This is a genomic window from Streptomyces sp. NBC_00096, assembly GCF_045041305.1.
GTDB lineage: Bacteria > Actinomycetota > Actinomycetes > Streptomycetales > Streptomycetaceae > Streptomyces.
Map to the genome: position 1 here is coordinate 6,717,467 of NZ_CP108221.1, position 15,808 is coordinate 6,733,274.

General features: G+C 69.4%; 20 protein-coding genes. 9 read left to right on the top strand and 11 right to left on the bottom strand.

Annotated features, from left to right (window positions below):
- Positions 1-6: 6 nt before the first annotated feature.
- The 11 genes from OG904_RS29895 to OG904_RS29945 all read right to left on the bottom strand — a co-directional run bounded on the left by OG904_RS29895 (position 7) and on the right by OG904_RS29945 (position 9,842).
- Entirely contained in the window at positions 7-444 is a 438-nt protein-coding gene (locus OG904_RS29895; protein WP_405496239.1) for a hypothetical protein, read from the bottom strand.
- A gap of 23 nt (positions 445-467) precedes the next feature.
- The gene (locus tag OG904_RS29900; RefSeq protein WP_405496241.1) at positions 468-1,007 is read right to left on the bottom strand and encodes a hypothetical protein; all 540 of its coding nucleotides are present in this window, start codon (positions 1,005-1,007) and stop codon (positions 468-470) included.
- Positions 1,004-1,951 carry a ParB N-terminal domain-containing protein gene (locus tag OG904_RS29905; protein ID WP_405496243.1) on the bottom strand — a complete coding sequence of 316 codons (948 nt, stop codon included), beginning with the start codon at positions 1,949-1,951 and terminating at the stop codon, positions 1,004-1,006. Before OG904_RS29905 ends, OG904_RS29900 begins: the two co-directional genes overlap by 4 nt.
- Positions 1,948-2,415 carry a hypothetical protein gene (locus tag OG904_RS29910; RefSeq protein WP_405496245.1) on the bottom strand — a complete coding sequence of 156 codons (468 nt, stop codon included), beginning with the start codon at positions 2,413-2,415 and terminating at the stop codon, positions 1,948-1,950. Before OG904_RS29910 ends, OG904_RS29905 begins: the two co-directional genes overlap by 4 nt.
- 134 nt (positions 2,416-2,549) lie before the next feature.
- The gene (locus tag OG904_RS29915) at positions 2,550-4,064 is read right to left on the bottom strand and encodes an ATP-binding protein (RefSeq protein ID WP_405496247.1); all 1,515 of its coding nucleotides are present in this window, start codon (positions 4,062-4,064) and stop codon (positions 2,550-2,552) included.
- A 34-nt stretch (positions 4,065-4,098) separates the two neighbouring features.
- Positions 4,099-4,554, bottom strand: a complete 456-nt coding sequence (locus OG904_RS29920) for a DUF6238 family protein (protein ID WP_405496249.1) — start codon at positions 4,552-4,554, stop codon at positions 4,099-4,101.
- Positions 4,555-4,591: 37 nt separating this feature from the next.
- The gene (locus tag OG904_RS29925) at positions 4,592-6,034 is read right to left on the bottom strand and encodes an SCO6880 family protein (protein ID WP_405496251.1); all 1,443 of its coding nucleotides are present in this window, start codon (positions 6,032-6,034) and stop codon (positions 4,592-4,594) included.
- A gap of 130 nt (positions 6,035-6,164) precedes the next feature.
- A complete protein-coding gene (locus OG904_RS29930; RefSeq protein ID WP_405496253.1) occupies positions 6,165-7,532 on the bottom strand; it encodes an ATP-binding protein in 1,368 nt (455 codons plus the stop codon).
- Positions 7,533-7,565: 33 nt separating this feature from the next.
- On the bottom strand, positions 7,566-8,222 hold the full coding sequence (locus OG904_RS29935) for a hypothetical protein (RefSeq protein WP_328297261.1): 657 nt from the start codon (positions 8,220-8,222) through the stop codon (positions 7,566-7,568).
- 35 nt (positions 8,223-8,257) lie between these two features.
- Entirely contained in the window at positions 8,258-8,566 is a 309-nt protein-coding gene (locus tag OG904_RS29940; RefSeq protein WP_267039851.1) for a DUF6112 family protein, read from the bottom strand.
- Between the two features lie 151 nt (positions 8,567-8,717).
- The gene (locus tag OG904_RS29945; protein WP_405496256.1) at positions 8,718-9,842 is read right to left on the bottom strand and encodes a C40 family peptidase; all 1,125 of its coding nucleotides are present in this window, start codon (positions 9,840-9,842) and stop codon (positions 8,718-8,720) included.
- 474 nt (positions 9,843-10,316) lie between these two features.
- Between OG904_RS29945 and OG904_RS29950 the strand changes: the two genes are divergently transcribed.
- The 9 genes from OG904_RS29950 to OG904_RS29990 all read left to right on the top strand — a co-directional run bounded on the left by OG904_RS29950 (position 10,317) and on the right by OG904_RS29990 (position 15,797).
- On the top strand, positions 10,317-11,072 hold the full coding sequence (locus tag OG904_RS29950) for a DNA-methyltransferase (RefSeq protein WP_405496258.1): 756 nt from the start codon (positions 10,317-10,319) through the stop codon (positions 11,070-11,072).
- Positions 11,073-11,207: 135 nt separating this feature from the next.
- Positions 11,208-11,804, top strand: coding sequence for a DUF4913 domain-containing protein (locus tag OG904_RS29955; RefSeq protein ID WP_405496260.1), 597 nt, complete (start codon positions 11,208-11,210; stop codon positions 11,802-11,804).
- The gene (locus tag OG904_RS29960) at positions 11,801-12,277 is read left to right on the top strand and encodes a hypothetical protein (protein WP_405496262.1); all 477 of its coding nucleotides are present in this window, start codon (positions 11,801-11,803) and stop codon (positions 12,275-12,277) included. Before OG904_RS29955 ends, OG904_RS29960 begins: the two co-directional genes overlap by 4 nt.
- A gap of 181 nt (positions 12,278-12,458) precedes the next feature.
- The gene (locus OG904_RS29965) at positions 12,459-13,025 is read left to right on the top strand and encodes a GNAT family N-acetyltransferase (RefSeq protein WP_405496264.1); all 567 of its coding nucleotides are present in this window, start codon (positions 12,459-12,461) and stop codon (positions 13,023-13,025) included.
- Complete coding sequence (locus tag OG904_RS29970) at positions 12,991-13,425, top strand: hypothetical protein (protein WP_405496266.1); 435 nt, start codon at positions 12,991-12,993, stop codon at positions 13,423-13,425. Before OG904_RS29965 ends, OG904_RS29970 begins: the two co-directional genes overlap by 35 nt.
- A gap of 262 nt (positions 13,426-13,687) precedes the next feature.
- A complete protein-coding gene (locus OG904_RS29975; RefSeq protein WP_405496268.1) occupies positions 13,688-14,398 on the top strand; it encodes a hypothetical protein in 711 nt (236 codons plus the stop codon).
- Positions 14,399-14,537: 139 nt separating this feature from the next.
- Entirely contained in the window at positions 14,538-14,963 is a 426-nt protein-coding gene (locus OG904_RS29980; RefSeq protein ID WP_405496270.1) for a hypothetical protein, read from the top strand.
- Positions 14,964-14,971: 8 nt separating this feature from the next.
- Positions 14,972-15,385 carry a hypothetical protein gene (locus OG904_RS29985; protein WP_405496272.1) on the top strand — a complete coding sequence of 138 codons (414 nt, stop codon included), beginning with the start codon at positions 14,972-14,974 and terminating at the stop codon, positions 15,383-15,385.
- 277 nt (positions 15,386-15,662) lie between these two features.
- Positions 15,663-15,797: a hypothetical protein gene (locus tag OG904_RS29990; protein WP_328297252.1), complete on the top strand. Its 135-nt coding sequence runs from the start codon at positions 15,663-15,665 to the stop codon at positions 15,795-15,797.
- Positions 15,798-15,808 lie beyond the last annotated feature (11 nt).

The following is a 15,808-nucleotide window of genomic DNA, read 5'->3' on the forward strand; positions in this document are numbered from 1 at the left end:
AGCTGGTCAGCGGGTGTGCGTCGGCTTGCCTGCGGTCGGGCCTACTTGCCGGGGCACCGCCGGGGTGGGGACCGCGGGCACGCGGAGTCGGCGGGAGACGTAAGCGTCGACGGCGGCAAGCAGGGGAGTGAGCTGGTGGTCGTGCTCTGCCTCAGAGCCTGCTGGCGGTGTGCTGCCGGCGCGGGAGTCGTAGACGACGGAGAAGTCGGACCAGTCCTCTGCGGGTGCTTGGTGGGTCACCAGCCAGCCGCCGTCCTCGGGTCCGATGATGAAGACCGAGTCGTGGCCAGGCGGATAGGCGTAGACGAGCTTGCTCGTGTGGCCCTCTGCGATGTCGCAGACCAGCCCGCGTTCACGGAGCGGGGTGGTCAGAAGCTCGAATTCTGCCCAGGCCCGCTGCCATGCGGGATCGCCCGTGTGGCGGTGATCTGGCAGGGGAGCCAAGGGGCGGGTGCGTCTGGCGGGGATCAACGGGGTCGGCTCTCTGCCAGAGGGGCCTCGTCGAACGGCAGGAAGTCCGGATCCGCCTGGTCGGGGGTCCACCCGAAGTAGTGGCGCTCCAGGTCGATGAGGCGGACGATGCCCTTGTTGATGCGGTAGGCGTCGAGGCGCTCGTCCGAGTAGTCCTGCAGGTCGTCGTCCGCCCTATCGACCCGCGCCCGGTTTCGTCGGGAGAGCCGACGCCACGCGACGATGTCGGAGTCGGTGGCGTCTTGCATCCATATCCAAATGCCGTTGCCCAGCTTGAGGATGCAATCGGGATGGAAGAGGGTTTCTGGTCCCCGGCGTCGGGGCTTGCGCTCGTCTCCGAACCCCTTCACCGCGCTCTCGGCAAGCTTGTCCAGGGCGATGGCTCGTGTCTCCGGGCCGATGTCGTCGTGGTCGAGCTTGCTCCGCACCGCGTCGACGAGGTCGCGTTTGCGGAACCGGCCGTCGGTGTCGGTGATCTCCAGTGCAGTCGTCTCGACCAGGTGCCGCAGCCGGAGTTCCTCAGGTCGACGTTTCACGGCAGATCACGCTCCTGCCAGACCTGGTCCATCTCGGCGAGCGCGGTCATCGCGTACGCGATGGTCTCGCGGGTGATGGGGGTGCCGGTGGCGAAAGTGGGGTCGTAACGGCTGAACGTCTTGGTGCCACGTGCTTGTGCGAGGGGAGGCACCAACTCGTCAAGCAGGGTGGTGGCCACCCGGCGCTGGCGCTTGTCCTCCTCGACGCGCTCGTTGCGCTCTGCCCAGGCGCCTGCCAAGGTCAGATCACCCTCGATGACTCGGTTGGCGAGCTCGTGATCTTCCTCGCGGAGGCGGGCGAGCTGGACCTCGGCAGAGTTCGCCTTGGCCTTGTTTTCCTGGGCAATCGCGTAGGCCTCGTTGAGCCCTGTGGCACCGCTGATCACGGGGTCCACCAGGTTCGGTGCGTGCTGCAGGACGGTGCTCGCGCGCCCCATCACGGCCAGGGCGACTCCGAGTTGTTCCCCGAGGGATCGTGCTGTCTGTTCCTTGGAGGAACCGCCTTCGCGTTCCCTGCGGGAACGGGCCTTGACGGTGATCATGGCAGCCTGCCCCTTCGTCAGGCTGCGGCGCGTGAGGTTGACCGCCAGGACGTAGATGTCCGGGATGTCGCCTTCGTAGGTGACGAAGGCCGGCTGAGTGCCGGTTCGTTCACACGCGATGAGTCGACCGCGTCCGTCGAGGATGCGGCCCTGGCGGTCGAGGACGATGGGCTGCAGAAGCCCGTTCTCCCGGATGTCATTGGTGAGGGTGGCGAGGTCGTCCTCGTCGGCCAGGGGGAGGTCTGCGGCTGTCGGGTGGGATTCGATGGTGGTCTTCTCCGTTGTGCAGATTGGGATTTCGGAGCCAAGAGGGTGTGAGCCTGGTACGTCGCAAGGACCCGGAGATAGGGTTGTGGTGCCATCTAACGGATGCCGCGGAATTGGCGTTTGAGGCGATGTCACCGAGCCCGGCTGGTCAGGTCTATCCCGGATATGGGCGCGGTGGGATGCGGCATGCTGGGCACCTGTGCGGAGCGGGAGCGGCTTTGTGCAGCGGTTGGGATCTGGAGGAGGTTCGCAGCCTCATCCCTTCCACGTCGCCATGCAGCAGCATCGGCAGCTGAATACGCCGGATCAATTGGCTGCAGGGGGGCTAGGGCGCCTTGTGCGTATGCATGGTTCTGCTCGCCCGAGGCGAGGTCTGTGCTCCACGTGTCCCAAGGCCACAGGGCTTCGATGGTGTAGCGACCCTGGGTATCTGGGGTGACGGTGTACGTGAAGCCTTCGCCGTCGTAGTCCTTGGTTGCTGTGAAGGTCAGCACGTCGCCGGTCCAGGAGCCGGACAGCCCGCACGAGTCCTTTTTGAGGTCGGCGACGATCTGCTCGGCGGTCTGGCGGGTGAAGGTCAGGGAGTCATATCCGGTCATCGTGGGCCGCTCGGTTATGCCCAGGTACGGTCCGTACGGAGGGCCCTCCACGACGACGAGGTGAAGGAAACTCTGAGGGGTGGAGTTCGGGGAATTTGCCAATTGTGGGCCGTATCTGTAGGTCGAGCACCTTGCTAATGCATCCGTGCATCGGTGTCGAATAGGGTGGATTCGTGTGGGTGAAGCAGGTGTTGGACGATGAAGGATCTTCCGGCGACCCGCCATAGTCCGCGGCCCCGGTTCAGGTGGGAAATTGCCTGGGTTTCGACGCTGGTGAGGCCGAGGAGTCCGGCGGCTGCGGCGAGCTGGTCGTTTTCCTGGCGGTAGATGATGCGGGTGGAGCAGTCGGCGAGGAGGCCTTCTGCGAGGGCGCGGCCACGTGAGCCGACGTCGCCTGCGGTGAGCAGGTCGGATAGCCGGTGGATGACCATGAGGTTGGCGATGCCCAGGCCGCGGCTGAGTTTCCACTGGGCCTGCATGCGCTCCAGGAGGCCCGCGTGCCTCATCAATCTCCACGCCTCGTCGTAGACGACCCATCGGCGGCCGCCGCCCGGGTCGGTGAGCGCGGACTCCATCCAGGCCGATGCGCAGGTCATCGCCAGTACGAGGGCGGTGTCGTCGCCCGATCCGCCCAGCCGTGAGAGGTCGATGGTGAGCATCGGGCTGTTGGGGTCGAAGCGGATGGTCGACTGGGCGTCGAACATGCCGCTCAGGTCTCCGTGCACCATGCGTCGCAATGCGTGCGCGAGGTCGCGGGCGGCGTCGCCGAGGTGGCCGGACATGGTGCCGGCGGCCTGGTCGAGGAGGTTGGGCTGGTTCAGGGTGTGGGCGATGTCGCCGAGCAGAGGGGTGCGTCCGGCAGCGGTGGCGGCCTGGACGACGGCGTCGAGGGCGACATCGAGGGCGGTGTGCTCCATCGGCTGGAGATCTCGCCCGAGGACGGTGCGGGCCAGGGAGCCGAGGAGCAGGAGGCGCCGCTTGCGGATCTCGCCCGCCCAATCCGCTTCCGTGACGCTGTTCGGGCGGGGCGCGGCGTCGAGCGGGTTCAGCTTGCCGGGCAGGCCCGGGCCGAGGGCTATGGAGGTCCCGCCGAGGGCGGTGGCGACCGGGGTCCACTCGCCCTTCGGGTCGCAGGGGACGTACACCTTGTACCCGAAGGCAACGCTGCGGAGCGCGAAGGACTTCGCGAGGGCGCTCTTGCCCTGGCCGATGACCCCGGCGAGCAGCACGTTCGGGTTGGTGAAGCCTTCGATCTTCCCGTACAGGGAAAAGGGGTCGAACGTGAAGGACGCCTCAGCATGCACGTCACGGCCGATGTAGACCCCGTCCGCGCCGAGACCGCCCTCGGCGAGGAAGGGGTACGCGCCGCTCGCGGTGGCGGTGGTCATGCGGTGTGCGGGCAGCCGCAGCTTGTTGCCGCGGGCGGAGGCGGGGCCGGGCCGGCCCGAAGGCGGGTACAGCGGCAGTGGCATCTCGGCTTCGGCCGGCAGGTGTCCGCCGGGGAGGGATGCGGCTGTCTCGCGGGCCTTGGCCTGGGCTTCGGCGAGCTGGCGCCGTGCGGCCCGGCGGGTGGCGCGGTCGGTTCCGTGGGGGGTGAACAGGGGCGATGCGCTGGCGCGTCGGGCGCGGCGTGCGGGCCGGTGGGTCATCGGTGGCGGCCTGATCTCGTGAGGGCGGGGGTGTTCATCGCCCGCAGTGGGTGACGTGGCCGCGCAGGTCGGCGGGGGTGGTCTTGCGGCGGATGGCGTGGCCGGCGGTGAGGTGGCGCTGGCAGATGGTCAGTACGGGCGGGCCTTCGGGAAGCCGGTTCGGATCGCACTCCTCACCAGCTCCGGGTGCTGTGGTGGTTGTTGCCGGGAGGGTGTGGAAGGCGTCGTGGACTTCGGCTGCGGCCTGCCACAGGCGGGTGTGGGCGCCGGCGAGGTGACGGCCGGCGGTCGGCCAGGTGGTGCGGGTGGTGTCGGTGAGCTGGTCGAGGAGGTGGTGGAGCGCGGTTAGGTGGGCGTGGACGGTGTCGAGATGGACCCGGTCGGTGGGCGTCGGTGCACCGGGGTTGAGGCTGCGGGTGTGGTGGCGGATGCCAGCGGTGGCAGCGCGCAGGTAGGGGTGTGAGTCGGGGAGCGGGGTGGGGGGTGTCACGGAGTCCTTCCTGCGGGGCAGGGATGGTGCGGCGCGGCTAGAGGGCGGCGCGGGCCAGGGGCAGCGCGGCGAGGGCGAAGGCGTCGGGCTGCTGGAACAGGAGTCGGCGCAGGTCGACTTGGGCGGTGACGGCGGCGGTCTCGATCTGTGCGCAGGCCGCGTCGAGGAGGGCGTCGGTCTCGGCGCTGACGGTGATCAGGCCGGTGAGGGCGACGTCGGCGTGGCCGGCGATCAGCTGGCGCTCACGGGCTTTGACGTCGGTGTACTCGACGTTGTCCTCTTCGCTGTCGACCATGCCCTTGCGCCGGCGCTCGGCGACGTCGGCGATGATCGTCGCTTTGCGGCGCTGGACATCGCGCAGGGCGGCCGACAGGGCCTGCGGCGCGTATATAAGGGAGAAGCTGCGCCGGACACCGGCGCTGAAGAGGAGGCCGTGGAGGAAGCCGGCGCCCGTCTCGGTCCGCGGCCAGGCCTCCACCCAGTAGGTGGCGTGGCGGGCGGAGTCGGTGGCGAGCCGGTCGCTCTCCTCGATCTGGACCACGGGACCGGCGGCGGCCGGGTCCGCCTCGGCGCGGCCGTTGGGAGACCACTGCTGCAGCGCGGACATGGCCTTCGGGTCGTACGCGGTGCGGATCACGGCCGAGATCTCGCGGGCGGTCAGCCAGCCGGTGACGGTCAGGCCGGAGGAGCGGGCGGCCTGGGAGACCGAGCTGGTGGTCGTGGCCATGACGGTGAAGGCTCCGGCGAGGCCACCGCCGGCCTGGGAGATGAGGCGCTTGGCGGCCTTGAGGTCCAGGGAGATCGCGATGTACGCCTCGTGCGGGGCGGCGGCCGGTCCGGCGGAGGCCAGCAGTTCCGAATACACCTGGCCGGCGACGGGGGTCTGGGCGTTGCCGTGCTGGGCCCAGTGACGGGCGAGCCCGTCTCCGGAGTCGGGCACCGTGCGCTCCAGGACCTGGACGGTGGCGACGTGCCCGGTGCGGGCGATGCTCGCCAGTGCCCGGCCCCAGTTGGCGACGTTCGCGTTCTGGGTGCCCGGGTCGAGGAGTGCGAAGGCCCTGGAGCTGACGCGGGCGACCGCGGTCAGGGTTTGCTGCTGGGGGTCGTGGACGGCGGCGGCCTGGGAGCCGTCCGGTGTGACAACGCGAAGCGCAGCGGTGGTGCCTGGAAGGTGGAGCAGTCCGTCGACCCGGGGCCGGGAGACCGCGCGGGCCAGCCACATGGTCTGTCCGGTGCGGCGGCGCTGTGCGTAGCGGACGATGATCGGCGCCCAGTCGATCAGGGACCTGCCTTCGCGGCGTACGAAGGTGAGGGTGGCGATGGCCGCCCAGAGCGGGGTCAGGGTGATGGCGCCGAGCAGGCCGGAGGTCACGACGGTCGCGAGGAGCAGCGCGAGGGTGATCGAGACGAGGACCAGTTGGGGGAGGGTGAGGCCGAGGAGGATGCCGCGACGGGAGCGGATGGGGAACTTCACCGTCATGGGGGAGAGCGTCAGGTCTGCCAAGGGAAGGGCCGTTCAGGTACGGGCGGGAGGCTGGGGTGGGTCCGTGGGACGCGCCGGAGCGGGCGCGGCGCGTCCCACGGGGCTTCCTGCCGTCAGCGGATGGGGATCAGTTGCCGGCGGGAGGCGGCGTCGGGGCCGCCGGTCCGGTTGCCTGGCCTGCGTCGGCCGACGGGGAGGCTCCCTGCGGCGGCGGGGAACCGGTGCCGCGGCTTGACCACTGCGCGCCGCCCGAGTCCGGGCTGCTGGGGGAACCGTCGCCGGACGGTTGGCCGGAGGGGCCGCCGGGCTGTCCGCTGGTGTCCTGCTGCGGGCTCGTCGGCGGAGGCTGCACCGCCTTGGTCAGCGCGCCCATCGCGGGCGACATGCCGCCGCCCTCCTGGGAGCCCTGCTTCTGCCCGCCGCCACCACTGGACTGGGAGGCGACATCGCCGGGGAACCCGCCGCTGGCGAGCGAGTCGGGACCCTGCGGAGCGGCTGATCCTGCTGCCGCTCCACCGGCACCGCCTGTCGCGGCCATGGTCGCGACCTTGCGGGCCGCCTGCTCAGTGTGCTGACGAGCAACCTGTGCACCGGCTCCACCGGCGCGGTGAATCGATTCGCTGTCGGTGCCTTCGGCGGCCCAGTGCACGAACTTGAACGTCGCGTACGGGGCGAGGAGGACCAGGCACATGATGACGATGCCGGCCATGACGTCGGCCAGGGCCTGGGTGCCGTCCTTGCCCTCGGTGTCGCCGAGGGCGGAGATGCCGAGGATGAAGATGACGGTCATCAGGAGCTTGGAGACGACGAGGGTTGCGGTGGCCTCGATCCAGCCGCGCCGCCAACGGCGTGCGACTTCCCAGCCGCCGCCGGCACCGGCGAAGACCGCCAGCGTGACCATGACCAGGATGCCGACCTTGCGCATCAGCATGACGCACCAGAACATGAACGCGCCGACGGCTGTGCCGATCCCGACGAAGGCCGGCACCATCCAGCCGAGCCCGGCCACGCCGCCGATGACGGAGGCCTTGATGCTGCGCCGGACGGCCTCCTCCATGGAGGTACCGGCCGCCGCGAAGAGCCCGTCCGAGAGGGCGTCGACGACTTCGATCGCGACCGTGGTCAGGGCGATGGCGCTGAACGAGAAGAGCACGCCCACGAAGGTGCCGGTGAACGCCTGGGTCAGGGCCTGGCCGTCCCGCTTGATCGCGGCACGCACCAGCTGAGCGCACATGGTCGCCACGAGCATGACCAGACCGATGGGCAGCAGCGTTTCGTAGTTGTCCTTGAACCACGTGGCGTTGAGGTCGATCTTGGTGGTGGCGGTGATGCCATCGACGGCGAGGTCGGCTGAGGCCATCGCCAGTTCTCCGACCGATTTCGCGATCCAGTTCCCGATGCCTTCGGTGATCGCCTTGCCAGGGTCGTTGGCGAAGTCGATGAGGTCGGCAGCGGAGCACAGCTTGTTCGCCATGGGCAGGTCACAGAACCCCATAGGGGGATGCCTCCTTTCAGGGAGCGGGGCGGATCACGGCAGGACCCGGGGCGAGATCGCGACGAGGGAGCAGTCGGCTCCTGGCCGGCACTGGACGGCGAGGGTGACCGAGCGGTCTTCGGCCCCGGCGCCGCCGCCGTTCCAACTGATCTGCTGCTTGCCGGTGACGGTGACGAAGTAGATGTACGCGGTGGTCAGCGCGGCGGGATCCTCGGCCAGCGCCTGCTTGAAGCTGCTGGGGAAGCGGGACTCGGTGACGTTGGCCTCGGCGTGCTGGGCGTTGTCGTGCATCCGGGTCCACAGGACCGGGTCGGGGATCTGGGCCTGGATTCCGGGCCAGTCCGCGTACTTCGTCTCCTGGGTGACCCAGCCGCGAAGACCGGCGAGGTGCTGGGGGTGGCTGGTGGTGCGGGTGTCGTAGGTCCACAGCACCTGGGCCGCTGCCTTCCCGTACGCGAGCGGGTCGGAGATCTTCGCAGGCGGGGCCACCGTGCCGGTCCCGCCGGCCGGAGGCTGCGCCGGGGCCGTGGTCGGCGGTGCGCCGGCAGGGCTGGGGGAGGCGGGCCGGTCGGTTTCGGAGCGTCCGGTCCACCAGGCGGCGAGTCCGGCCAGCGCGAGGAGGACGGCCAGGCCGATGGCGAGGAAGGTGATGCGCTTGTTGGCCGGCCAGCGGCCTGCGTGGCTGTACATAGGGGGGCGCGCGCGTTTGCGTGATCGTTTCGCCACTACTTGACCTGGGTGCCGAGCGTGGAGAAGAAGGCGACGGCGCCGTTGGCGGCACCGAGGCCGAGGGCCGCGCCCGCGCTGACCAGCGCGCCCTTCTTCCCGTTGGCCTCGCTGTTGTGGCCGCCGGTGAAGTGGCCCCAGGCCCAGACGGCGAGGCTGACCGAGAGAGCGCCGACCACGGCGATGATGCCGTAGAGGTTGATGGAGGAGACGACGTCCTTGAGGACCGACAGGCCCGGCAGGCCGCCTTCCTTGGGGGCGACGCCCGGGTCGTACGCGAGGTAGATGATGCGGTCGATCGAAGGCATGGCTGCGCTGAACTCCTTGCACGCACGGGCAGTTCGGCCTCGTGCGGGGGCGTGATCTGAGGGGAAGCGAGGGCGGCGCGCGGTTCGGGCGGCGCACGGTCGCTGGGAAATCCGGTGAGGAAGCCGGATGGGAAGGACGGCCGTCAGGCGGTCAGGGAGCGGGGACCATCCGCCGGACGGCGATGATGTCGCCGAGACTGGCCTGGGTGACGATCCGGACCGGCTTCCCTGTCCGCGGGGCCTCGATCGCGAGGACCGTGCCCTTCGCGGAGCCGATGGCCATGGCCACGTGCTCGGGACCGTTCGGACCGGGGCGGGTGAACAGCAGGTCGCCCGGCTTGATGCCGGAAACCGGCACGCTGGAACCTTCGTTGACCTGGGTGTACGTGGTGCGGGTGAGGGTGATGCCGGCCGCGTTGTAGGACTGCTGGGTCAGGCTGGAGCAGTCGCACCGGCCCATCGGGTCCGGGCCGTGGGAGGCGAGGCAGGTGCCGCCCCACTGGTACATGGTTCCGAGCTGACCCATCGACCAGCGGATCGCGGTCTGGACCTTGGCCGGCGCGTCCTTGGGGATCTCGTACCCTTCGGGCACTGTGCCCTCGGGGATCTGCCCGAAGTCTCCGCCGCCATTGCATCCGGCTCCAGCTGGGGGCTGTCCCCCCGGGGCGGGGGTTCCGCCGCCGGGCAGAACTTTCACGATGGCCTGCTGCAGGGCCCGGGCGAGCGGCTCCCACTGGGCGTACGCGTTGGGGAATCCGCTGAGCTGCACCTTCTGTGCGGCCTGGGTGATGGTCAGGCTCTCCCAACCAGGCACCCTGAGCAGCGCGTTGTAGAACTTGGTGCTCGCGTAGACGGGGTCGCGGATCTGCTCGGGCGTTCCCCACCCCTGGCTGGGGCGCTGCTGGAACAAACCCAGGCTGTCGCGGTCGCCATAGTCCAGATTCCGCAGGCGGGATTCCTGGATGGCGGTGGCCAGCGCCACGACCTGGCCGCGCTCGGGGACGTGCAGGGAGATGCCGGTCGCCACGATCGTCTTCGCGTGGGGGATCTGTTCGGCGGGAAGCTCCAGGCCTTCGACGCGTACGTCCTGGCTGGAAGAGCCGTTGCTGCCGAGGATCGCCTCGACGGCCTTGGCCACGGCCGCCGCGTCGGTACCCGACCCTGTGTTGCACGTGGTCGAGCGCCCGGCGGAGCCCGCCGCCGCTACGGCTGCGGTGGCTGCGAGGAGGAGCGGGGAGAGACAGACGAGGCCTATTACGGCGGCCAGCGCCTTCAATCGGGCCGCCTCAGCGCGGGGACGGGCTGGTCGACGGCGGCATCAGCTGCCTCAGGGCATGGGTGTGCCATGGGAGTTGTCCTTGGATGAGGGCCAGGCCGTGGCGCGATGAGGAGCGGAAAGACGCCACGGCCGGCGGTAGGTGATCGGGGAGGCCGGCGTATCCGGTCGAGTTGCCGCTCGACCGGGTCCGGCGCACTGCTAGGTGATTCGGATCAAGGCATGCCTCCGGCACGGAAGTCGGGGAAGGGGATGTCCCACCGGGCCGTGCCGGTCGGGACATCCAAAACTCTAGGCGCCGATCCGGACTTACCGAAATGGCCGTGAGCGGCCATCGTCATTCCCGGATCGTGCCCTAGCCTTTTCGATATCCCCGCCACCGCTCCCCCCGGACGTCACTCTCCACGACGTCCAGGTGCTGCCGCTGTCGCGCTGGGGGATTCCCCATTCACCAACCAGAATCGCGGTACACCCTTGCCCTTTTCCCTTCACCAGGGCGATGCGCTCAGCGTGCTCGCCACCCTGCCCGATGCCTGCGTCGACTCCGTCATCACCGACCCGCCGTACAACAGCGGCGGCCGGACGGCGAAGGAGAGGACCTCCCGTACGGCGCGGCAGAAGTACACCTCCAACGACGCCAAGCACGCTCTGCCGGACTTCACCGGCGAGAACATGGACCAGAGGTCGTATTCGTTCTGGCTGACGCAGATCATGACCGAGTCCCACCGCCTGACGAAGCCGGGCGGCACCGCGCTCCTGTTCACCGACTGGCGGCAGCTGCCGACCACGACCGACGCCCTGCAGGCCGCCGGCTGGCTGTGGCGCGGCGTCCTGGGCTGGCACAAGCCGCAGGCCAGGCCCCAGAAGGGCCGTTTCACCCAGAACCTGGAGTTCGTCATCTGGGGAAGCAAGGGCGCCCTGGACGGCTCCCAGAACGAGGTCTATTTGCCCGGCCTCTACAGTGCCTCGCAGCCCTCGGGCAAGGAGCGTCAGCACATCACGCAGAAGCCGGTCTCCGTCATGCGCGAGCTCGTGAAGATCTGCCCCAAGAAGGGCACTGTCCTCGACTTCTGCGCCGGCAGCGGTTCCACCGGAGTCGCCGCTCTGCTGGAGGGCCGCAGCTTTATCGGCGTGGAGAAGACCGCCGAGTACAGCCGGATCGCGGCCGACCGGCTTACCGAAACCCTCAACCAGACCCTCACCCGCGAGGACTTCATCCTCGCCGCATGACCGGATCCCGGGGCAGGGGTCTCCCTGCCCCGGTCGGACATAGCACCTGGTCCGTGAATTCCGAATCCGCGGATTCCCGGGCTGCTGGAAGCGGCACCACATTTCCCGCATTGTGCGGCGTCAAGGAGGACCCCCATGTCTGAATCCACCGATCCCGACCAGGGACGGTTGGAGCCGATCAGGCTGCCAGACGCAGAGCTGGACAACCTGGAAGCCTCTGTTCGTCGGCTGATGGACCAGTCGGCCGAGCAGGCCCGTCTCCTGGACACGCTCTCCGCCGATCCACTGCCGGGGATGTCCCCGTTCGCCGGCATGCCGATGCCGGGCTCGCGCTCGATGCCTGAACCGCCCCCCGAGCCGCGCTTCATCCTCGCCCTCGACGGCGAGGAGTACGAGGCCGAGCTCGACGCCCTCACCGACTGGGTCCAGGACGTCCTCCTCGATGTCTACGGTGCCGAGGTCACCACCTCGACGCCCTGGTGCCAGCAGTGGCAGGAACACCTCGACGTCGTGGGCTGGCTCCACGCCCTGTGGATGGCCTACCAGCAGCACATGGAACCCGAAGCGGGCCTGTCAGGTCCGGCCGTGTGGCACCGCGACTTCCTTACCCACACCATGGCTGCGGTGCGTGCCCCAGGCGGCCCGCTCTCCGCTTGCATGACCGATCCGAGCCGGCCCTCCCACCGGCTGCTGCCCGGACCGAAGGCGCCCGTGCCGACCGAGGCATCGTGACCGGCCCGGCCGAGCCCGTGTACAGCCTGTCCTTTGACCCCCGGGCCCTGAACGACCTCCTCGCCGCGCCCGCCGACGTCCGCGATGTGGCGCTCTCCCGCCTCCAGGACGCCGTCACCGGTCAGCGTCACGGACCGGAACTGACCGGGGCTCTGGCCGGGTTTCGGAAGATCTACATCGACTCGGCCCGGTGGCGCATGGTCTACGGACTGCGCCCCGCACCGGAAACGTCGGCTCACCGGAGCGAGGTGTTCGTCGTCGCCCTCAGGCCGCGCGCTCAGTACGAGATCTACAAGGTCGTCGCCGAGCGCCTGGGCATCGAACACCGACCCCTGAGCGCGCTGGCCCACGCCGCCCGGGCGCGGTCCCCGCAGACCGCAGCCCACCCCTACCCCATCACGGCAGGCCTGCCCACTGCCCGGCCCGCCACCCCGTCTCCCGTCTCCCTCCACCCGAGAGGTCCCTCTCTTTGAGTAGCCGAGCCTGTCCCGCCGCAACCCCCTGTACCTCCACGTCCTGCCCGCGGTCGGCCGCCAGCGCCGACATCGCGAGTACTACCAGCGCAACCTGCGTCTGCTCCCTCCTGACCGCGCTTCTGACGGCCTTGAGCACCCGCGTGACCTGCTGCTGTACCTGCGAGGCGAAGGCTTCCGCGTGCTCGCGGAGGAGCGGCGCGCACTGAGCACCCAGCACGCCGAACCGCTCCAGATCCGCCGGACCGGGGTAGACGACTGGCCACTGATCGAAGCGTTCCACCGCGCGTGCACTGAGAAGTCCCTGCACAGCCGCTGGGGTCACACCCAGGTTCGGCAGCGCGACTGGGAGCGGTTGTCGGCGCTCTCGGAATGCTGGGTGGCAACCGAGGCCGGCGCAGTTGTCGGGCTCGTATCCGCCGGGCCAGTCCTGAGCGAACCCGGCACCGTTGACCTGGGTCTTCAGGTCGCCGACCCGCACCACCGCCGCGGCATCGGGACCCGCCTGATCCACACCGCCACCGACCGTGCACGGACAGCAGTAGCCCTCACGCTGCACGTGTACGTCGAGCGGTCCAACCGGCCGATGCTGGCCCTCCTGCGGCAGCTCGGTCCTACCTCGGAGCACCCCGTCGGCGCCCACCTCGAAGTACGCCTTCGGCTCTCACTCCTTGCTCTGCCGGCCGCACCCCGCCCCGCCCGACAGGACCCTCATGCCTATCCCCAAGAACCAGACCGGCATCGATGACCGCATCGAAACCGTCACCGGGAAATCCATCGAAGCCCTCTGGCGCCTAGACGACAGCAACCTGCTGACTGAGCCCGTCGCGCAGCTGGTCCGCGCGCACCGCGCCCTGGCCCATGCGCAGGCCACCTTGACCTTCAACCGGGTCCTGCTCCAGCGGCTAACCAGCGGACAGTTCGAGATCGACAGCGCCGTACTCGGCCGGATCGACCGGGGTCTGGGCCAACTGAAGGAAGCCGTCGAGACCCGCGACCAGCTCCTCGGTGAAGCCTCACCCTGCTCGTACCGCTGGAACAGCACGCTCCCCGTCCTTCCCGGTCCCTGGGCCCCGACATCTCGCCACCGGACTTCGCGGCGCTGCTCGCCATCGCCCGCGGCGCAAAGCTCCACGAGAACCTCATGACCCGGCGCATCTCCGTCGCGACGGTAGCCGGAGCCAAGATCACCCAGTACGACTTCGAGCGCCTTGAGGACGCCGGCCTCGTCACCCGCGACACCTCACGCCCCTTGCACGCCGGCCAGCCCGGTGTCCGTCACCGACCTCGGCCGCTCAGTCCTCGCAGGCAGCCGCCCAGCCATTGGCACGCATCTGCCCCCACAGCCGGGCTCCCGAACCCCTTCCCGTTCCCCGCTGGCCTGACCCAGCCACTGCCGAAAGCACGCACGTGCCGAACCCCGAACACCAACCCGTCCTGAGAATCGACGGCTTCGAGCCCGCCGACGACTCAGTCGACGACGATTTCCACGACGCGATCGACTCCAACCTCGACCACCTGGGCCGGATGGCCGAGCATCACACGCCCGACGGCCGCCACAGCTACCACGTGATGTTCGACGAATCCGTCACCTGGGGGATCCCCGGACTTCCCCAGCTCCTTGCCCTCCACATCGACCGCAACCTGAAAGCCAAGACGTTCACCTTCGAATACGCCAGCCTTCCGCTCCCGGTGATGGTGCAGTCTTGGCTGATTTCCCGGGGATGCCCGCGCGACGAAATCCGGCTCCCGAAAGGCATGGGGACCGCGCCCGCTGACAAGCGCACGGCTGCGCTGCAGGAGCGGCTGATGGGTGACGGCGACTACTTCGCCCTCCTGCACAGCAACACCGACGACTCGCTGCCGGCGCCGGTCGTGGTCGTCGTCCTGCGCGCCCTCGACGAGAAGGATCCCCACCCCTACCGGGTCCTGCACGAAGTTGCCGACACGGAAGCCTTCACCCACACCCTCCGCGAGGGCGTCTTCCCCACTTACGAAGCCGCGATGGACTGGATCGACAGCCCGGACGCACCCCTTCGCCCGGCGCCCCTCACCTCCCGAACGGCCTTGCGCCCGGCGCTGGTTCAGCCCACGCTGCCCGGCCTCGCTCGTCGGCGCTGACAGTAATCCGGCGTACCGCCATCGGCCCTATACCAGGCTCTTCGTGCTTATCGAATTCCCGGATTCTCCGGATGCTTAGAGAAAGCCGCAAGCGGAACACGTCTGCTGGTCGGCTACTGCATTTGCGAAAGGAGAAGACGTGTCATCCGACGACGTCATGAGTGTCCTCACCCAGCGCATAGAGGCGGCATTTCAGCAGCCCCTCGATGACCTCCGTCGAGTAGCGACCGCTACCGGCCGCGCGCATCCCGCCACCGAAGCGCTCCACTGGTACGGGCTGACCGCCGAAGCCCAGACCGTGGTGGACCGGGCCGAGAACACCCTGCTCGCGGCCATCGGCCGCGCTCCCGGCGAACTCACCCCGTCCCAGATGGCCATCGCCCACCAGGTCAACACCGCAGTCGCCGCGAGAGACGGCCGAGCCATGGTCCTGCGCCACCTCCTCGAACCCAACGCACGCCACGTCTGGCGCGGGGAGCGCCCCCAGGCCCGCATCGCCACGCAGGCTTCCACGGCACTGCCACCCCGCCCACCGGCGAACGCCAGCCGCGCCGCCGGACGATGAACACGCCCTTGCGGCCCAGCAGTCAGGACCAGGCGATCGAAGCCGCGTTCAACGGGCCGGTTGCTGAGCTCCACCGCACGGCGACCGCCGGCCAGGCAGGGCCCGCGCTGTTTAGGGCGATGGAACTGCGCTCCTTCCTCGCCGTCGCCGAATCCCACGTGGACCGCGTGCGGGACCGACTCCACCAGGCCACCGCGCCCGACCGCGACCAGAGTGAACTCGACGCCGGCGACTTGCGCACAGACGTCGAGTGGATGAAAGCGGCACTCACCTCCCGCACCGAGATCGTCACCGCCCTCACCCGGCTGCTCCGCAGCATGCCCGGCCGAGAAGCCGCAGGCCCCCGCCGACACCAGGCCATCCCCACGGCCAGCCCCAAGGCGAACACCGCCCCACCCGCGGCCCGGTCCCGACACCCCTGAAGGAACCCACCTGTCCGACCAGACCTCGTCCGAACTCCGCAACCGCATCGAAGCCCTCTTCGGCCAGCCGCTCACCGAACTCAAGCAAGCGGCCGCCCAGAGTCCCGACTCCACCCTCCTCGGCGCCATCCTCACCATCCACGGGGACCTGGTCTTCGCCGAACGCAGCATCGACTTCCAGCTGGACCGCCTGCGCACGTACACGGGCGAAGACCGCGACATCGGCTCCTTCGAGGCCGGCCACATCCGCGACAGCGCCGAGAGGCTGCACCGCGCAGTGACCGCGCACGAGGTGCACGCCAAGACCCTCGCCGCCGTGCTGCAGGGACTGCGCCGCACCGAGCCGCCCGTGCACCCGCCCGTCGCGAAGGCCGCCCGCGCCGTGTCCAGCACTTCCTCACGCACCCACTGACCCGAAACGCT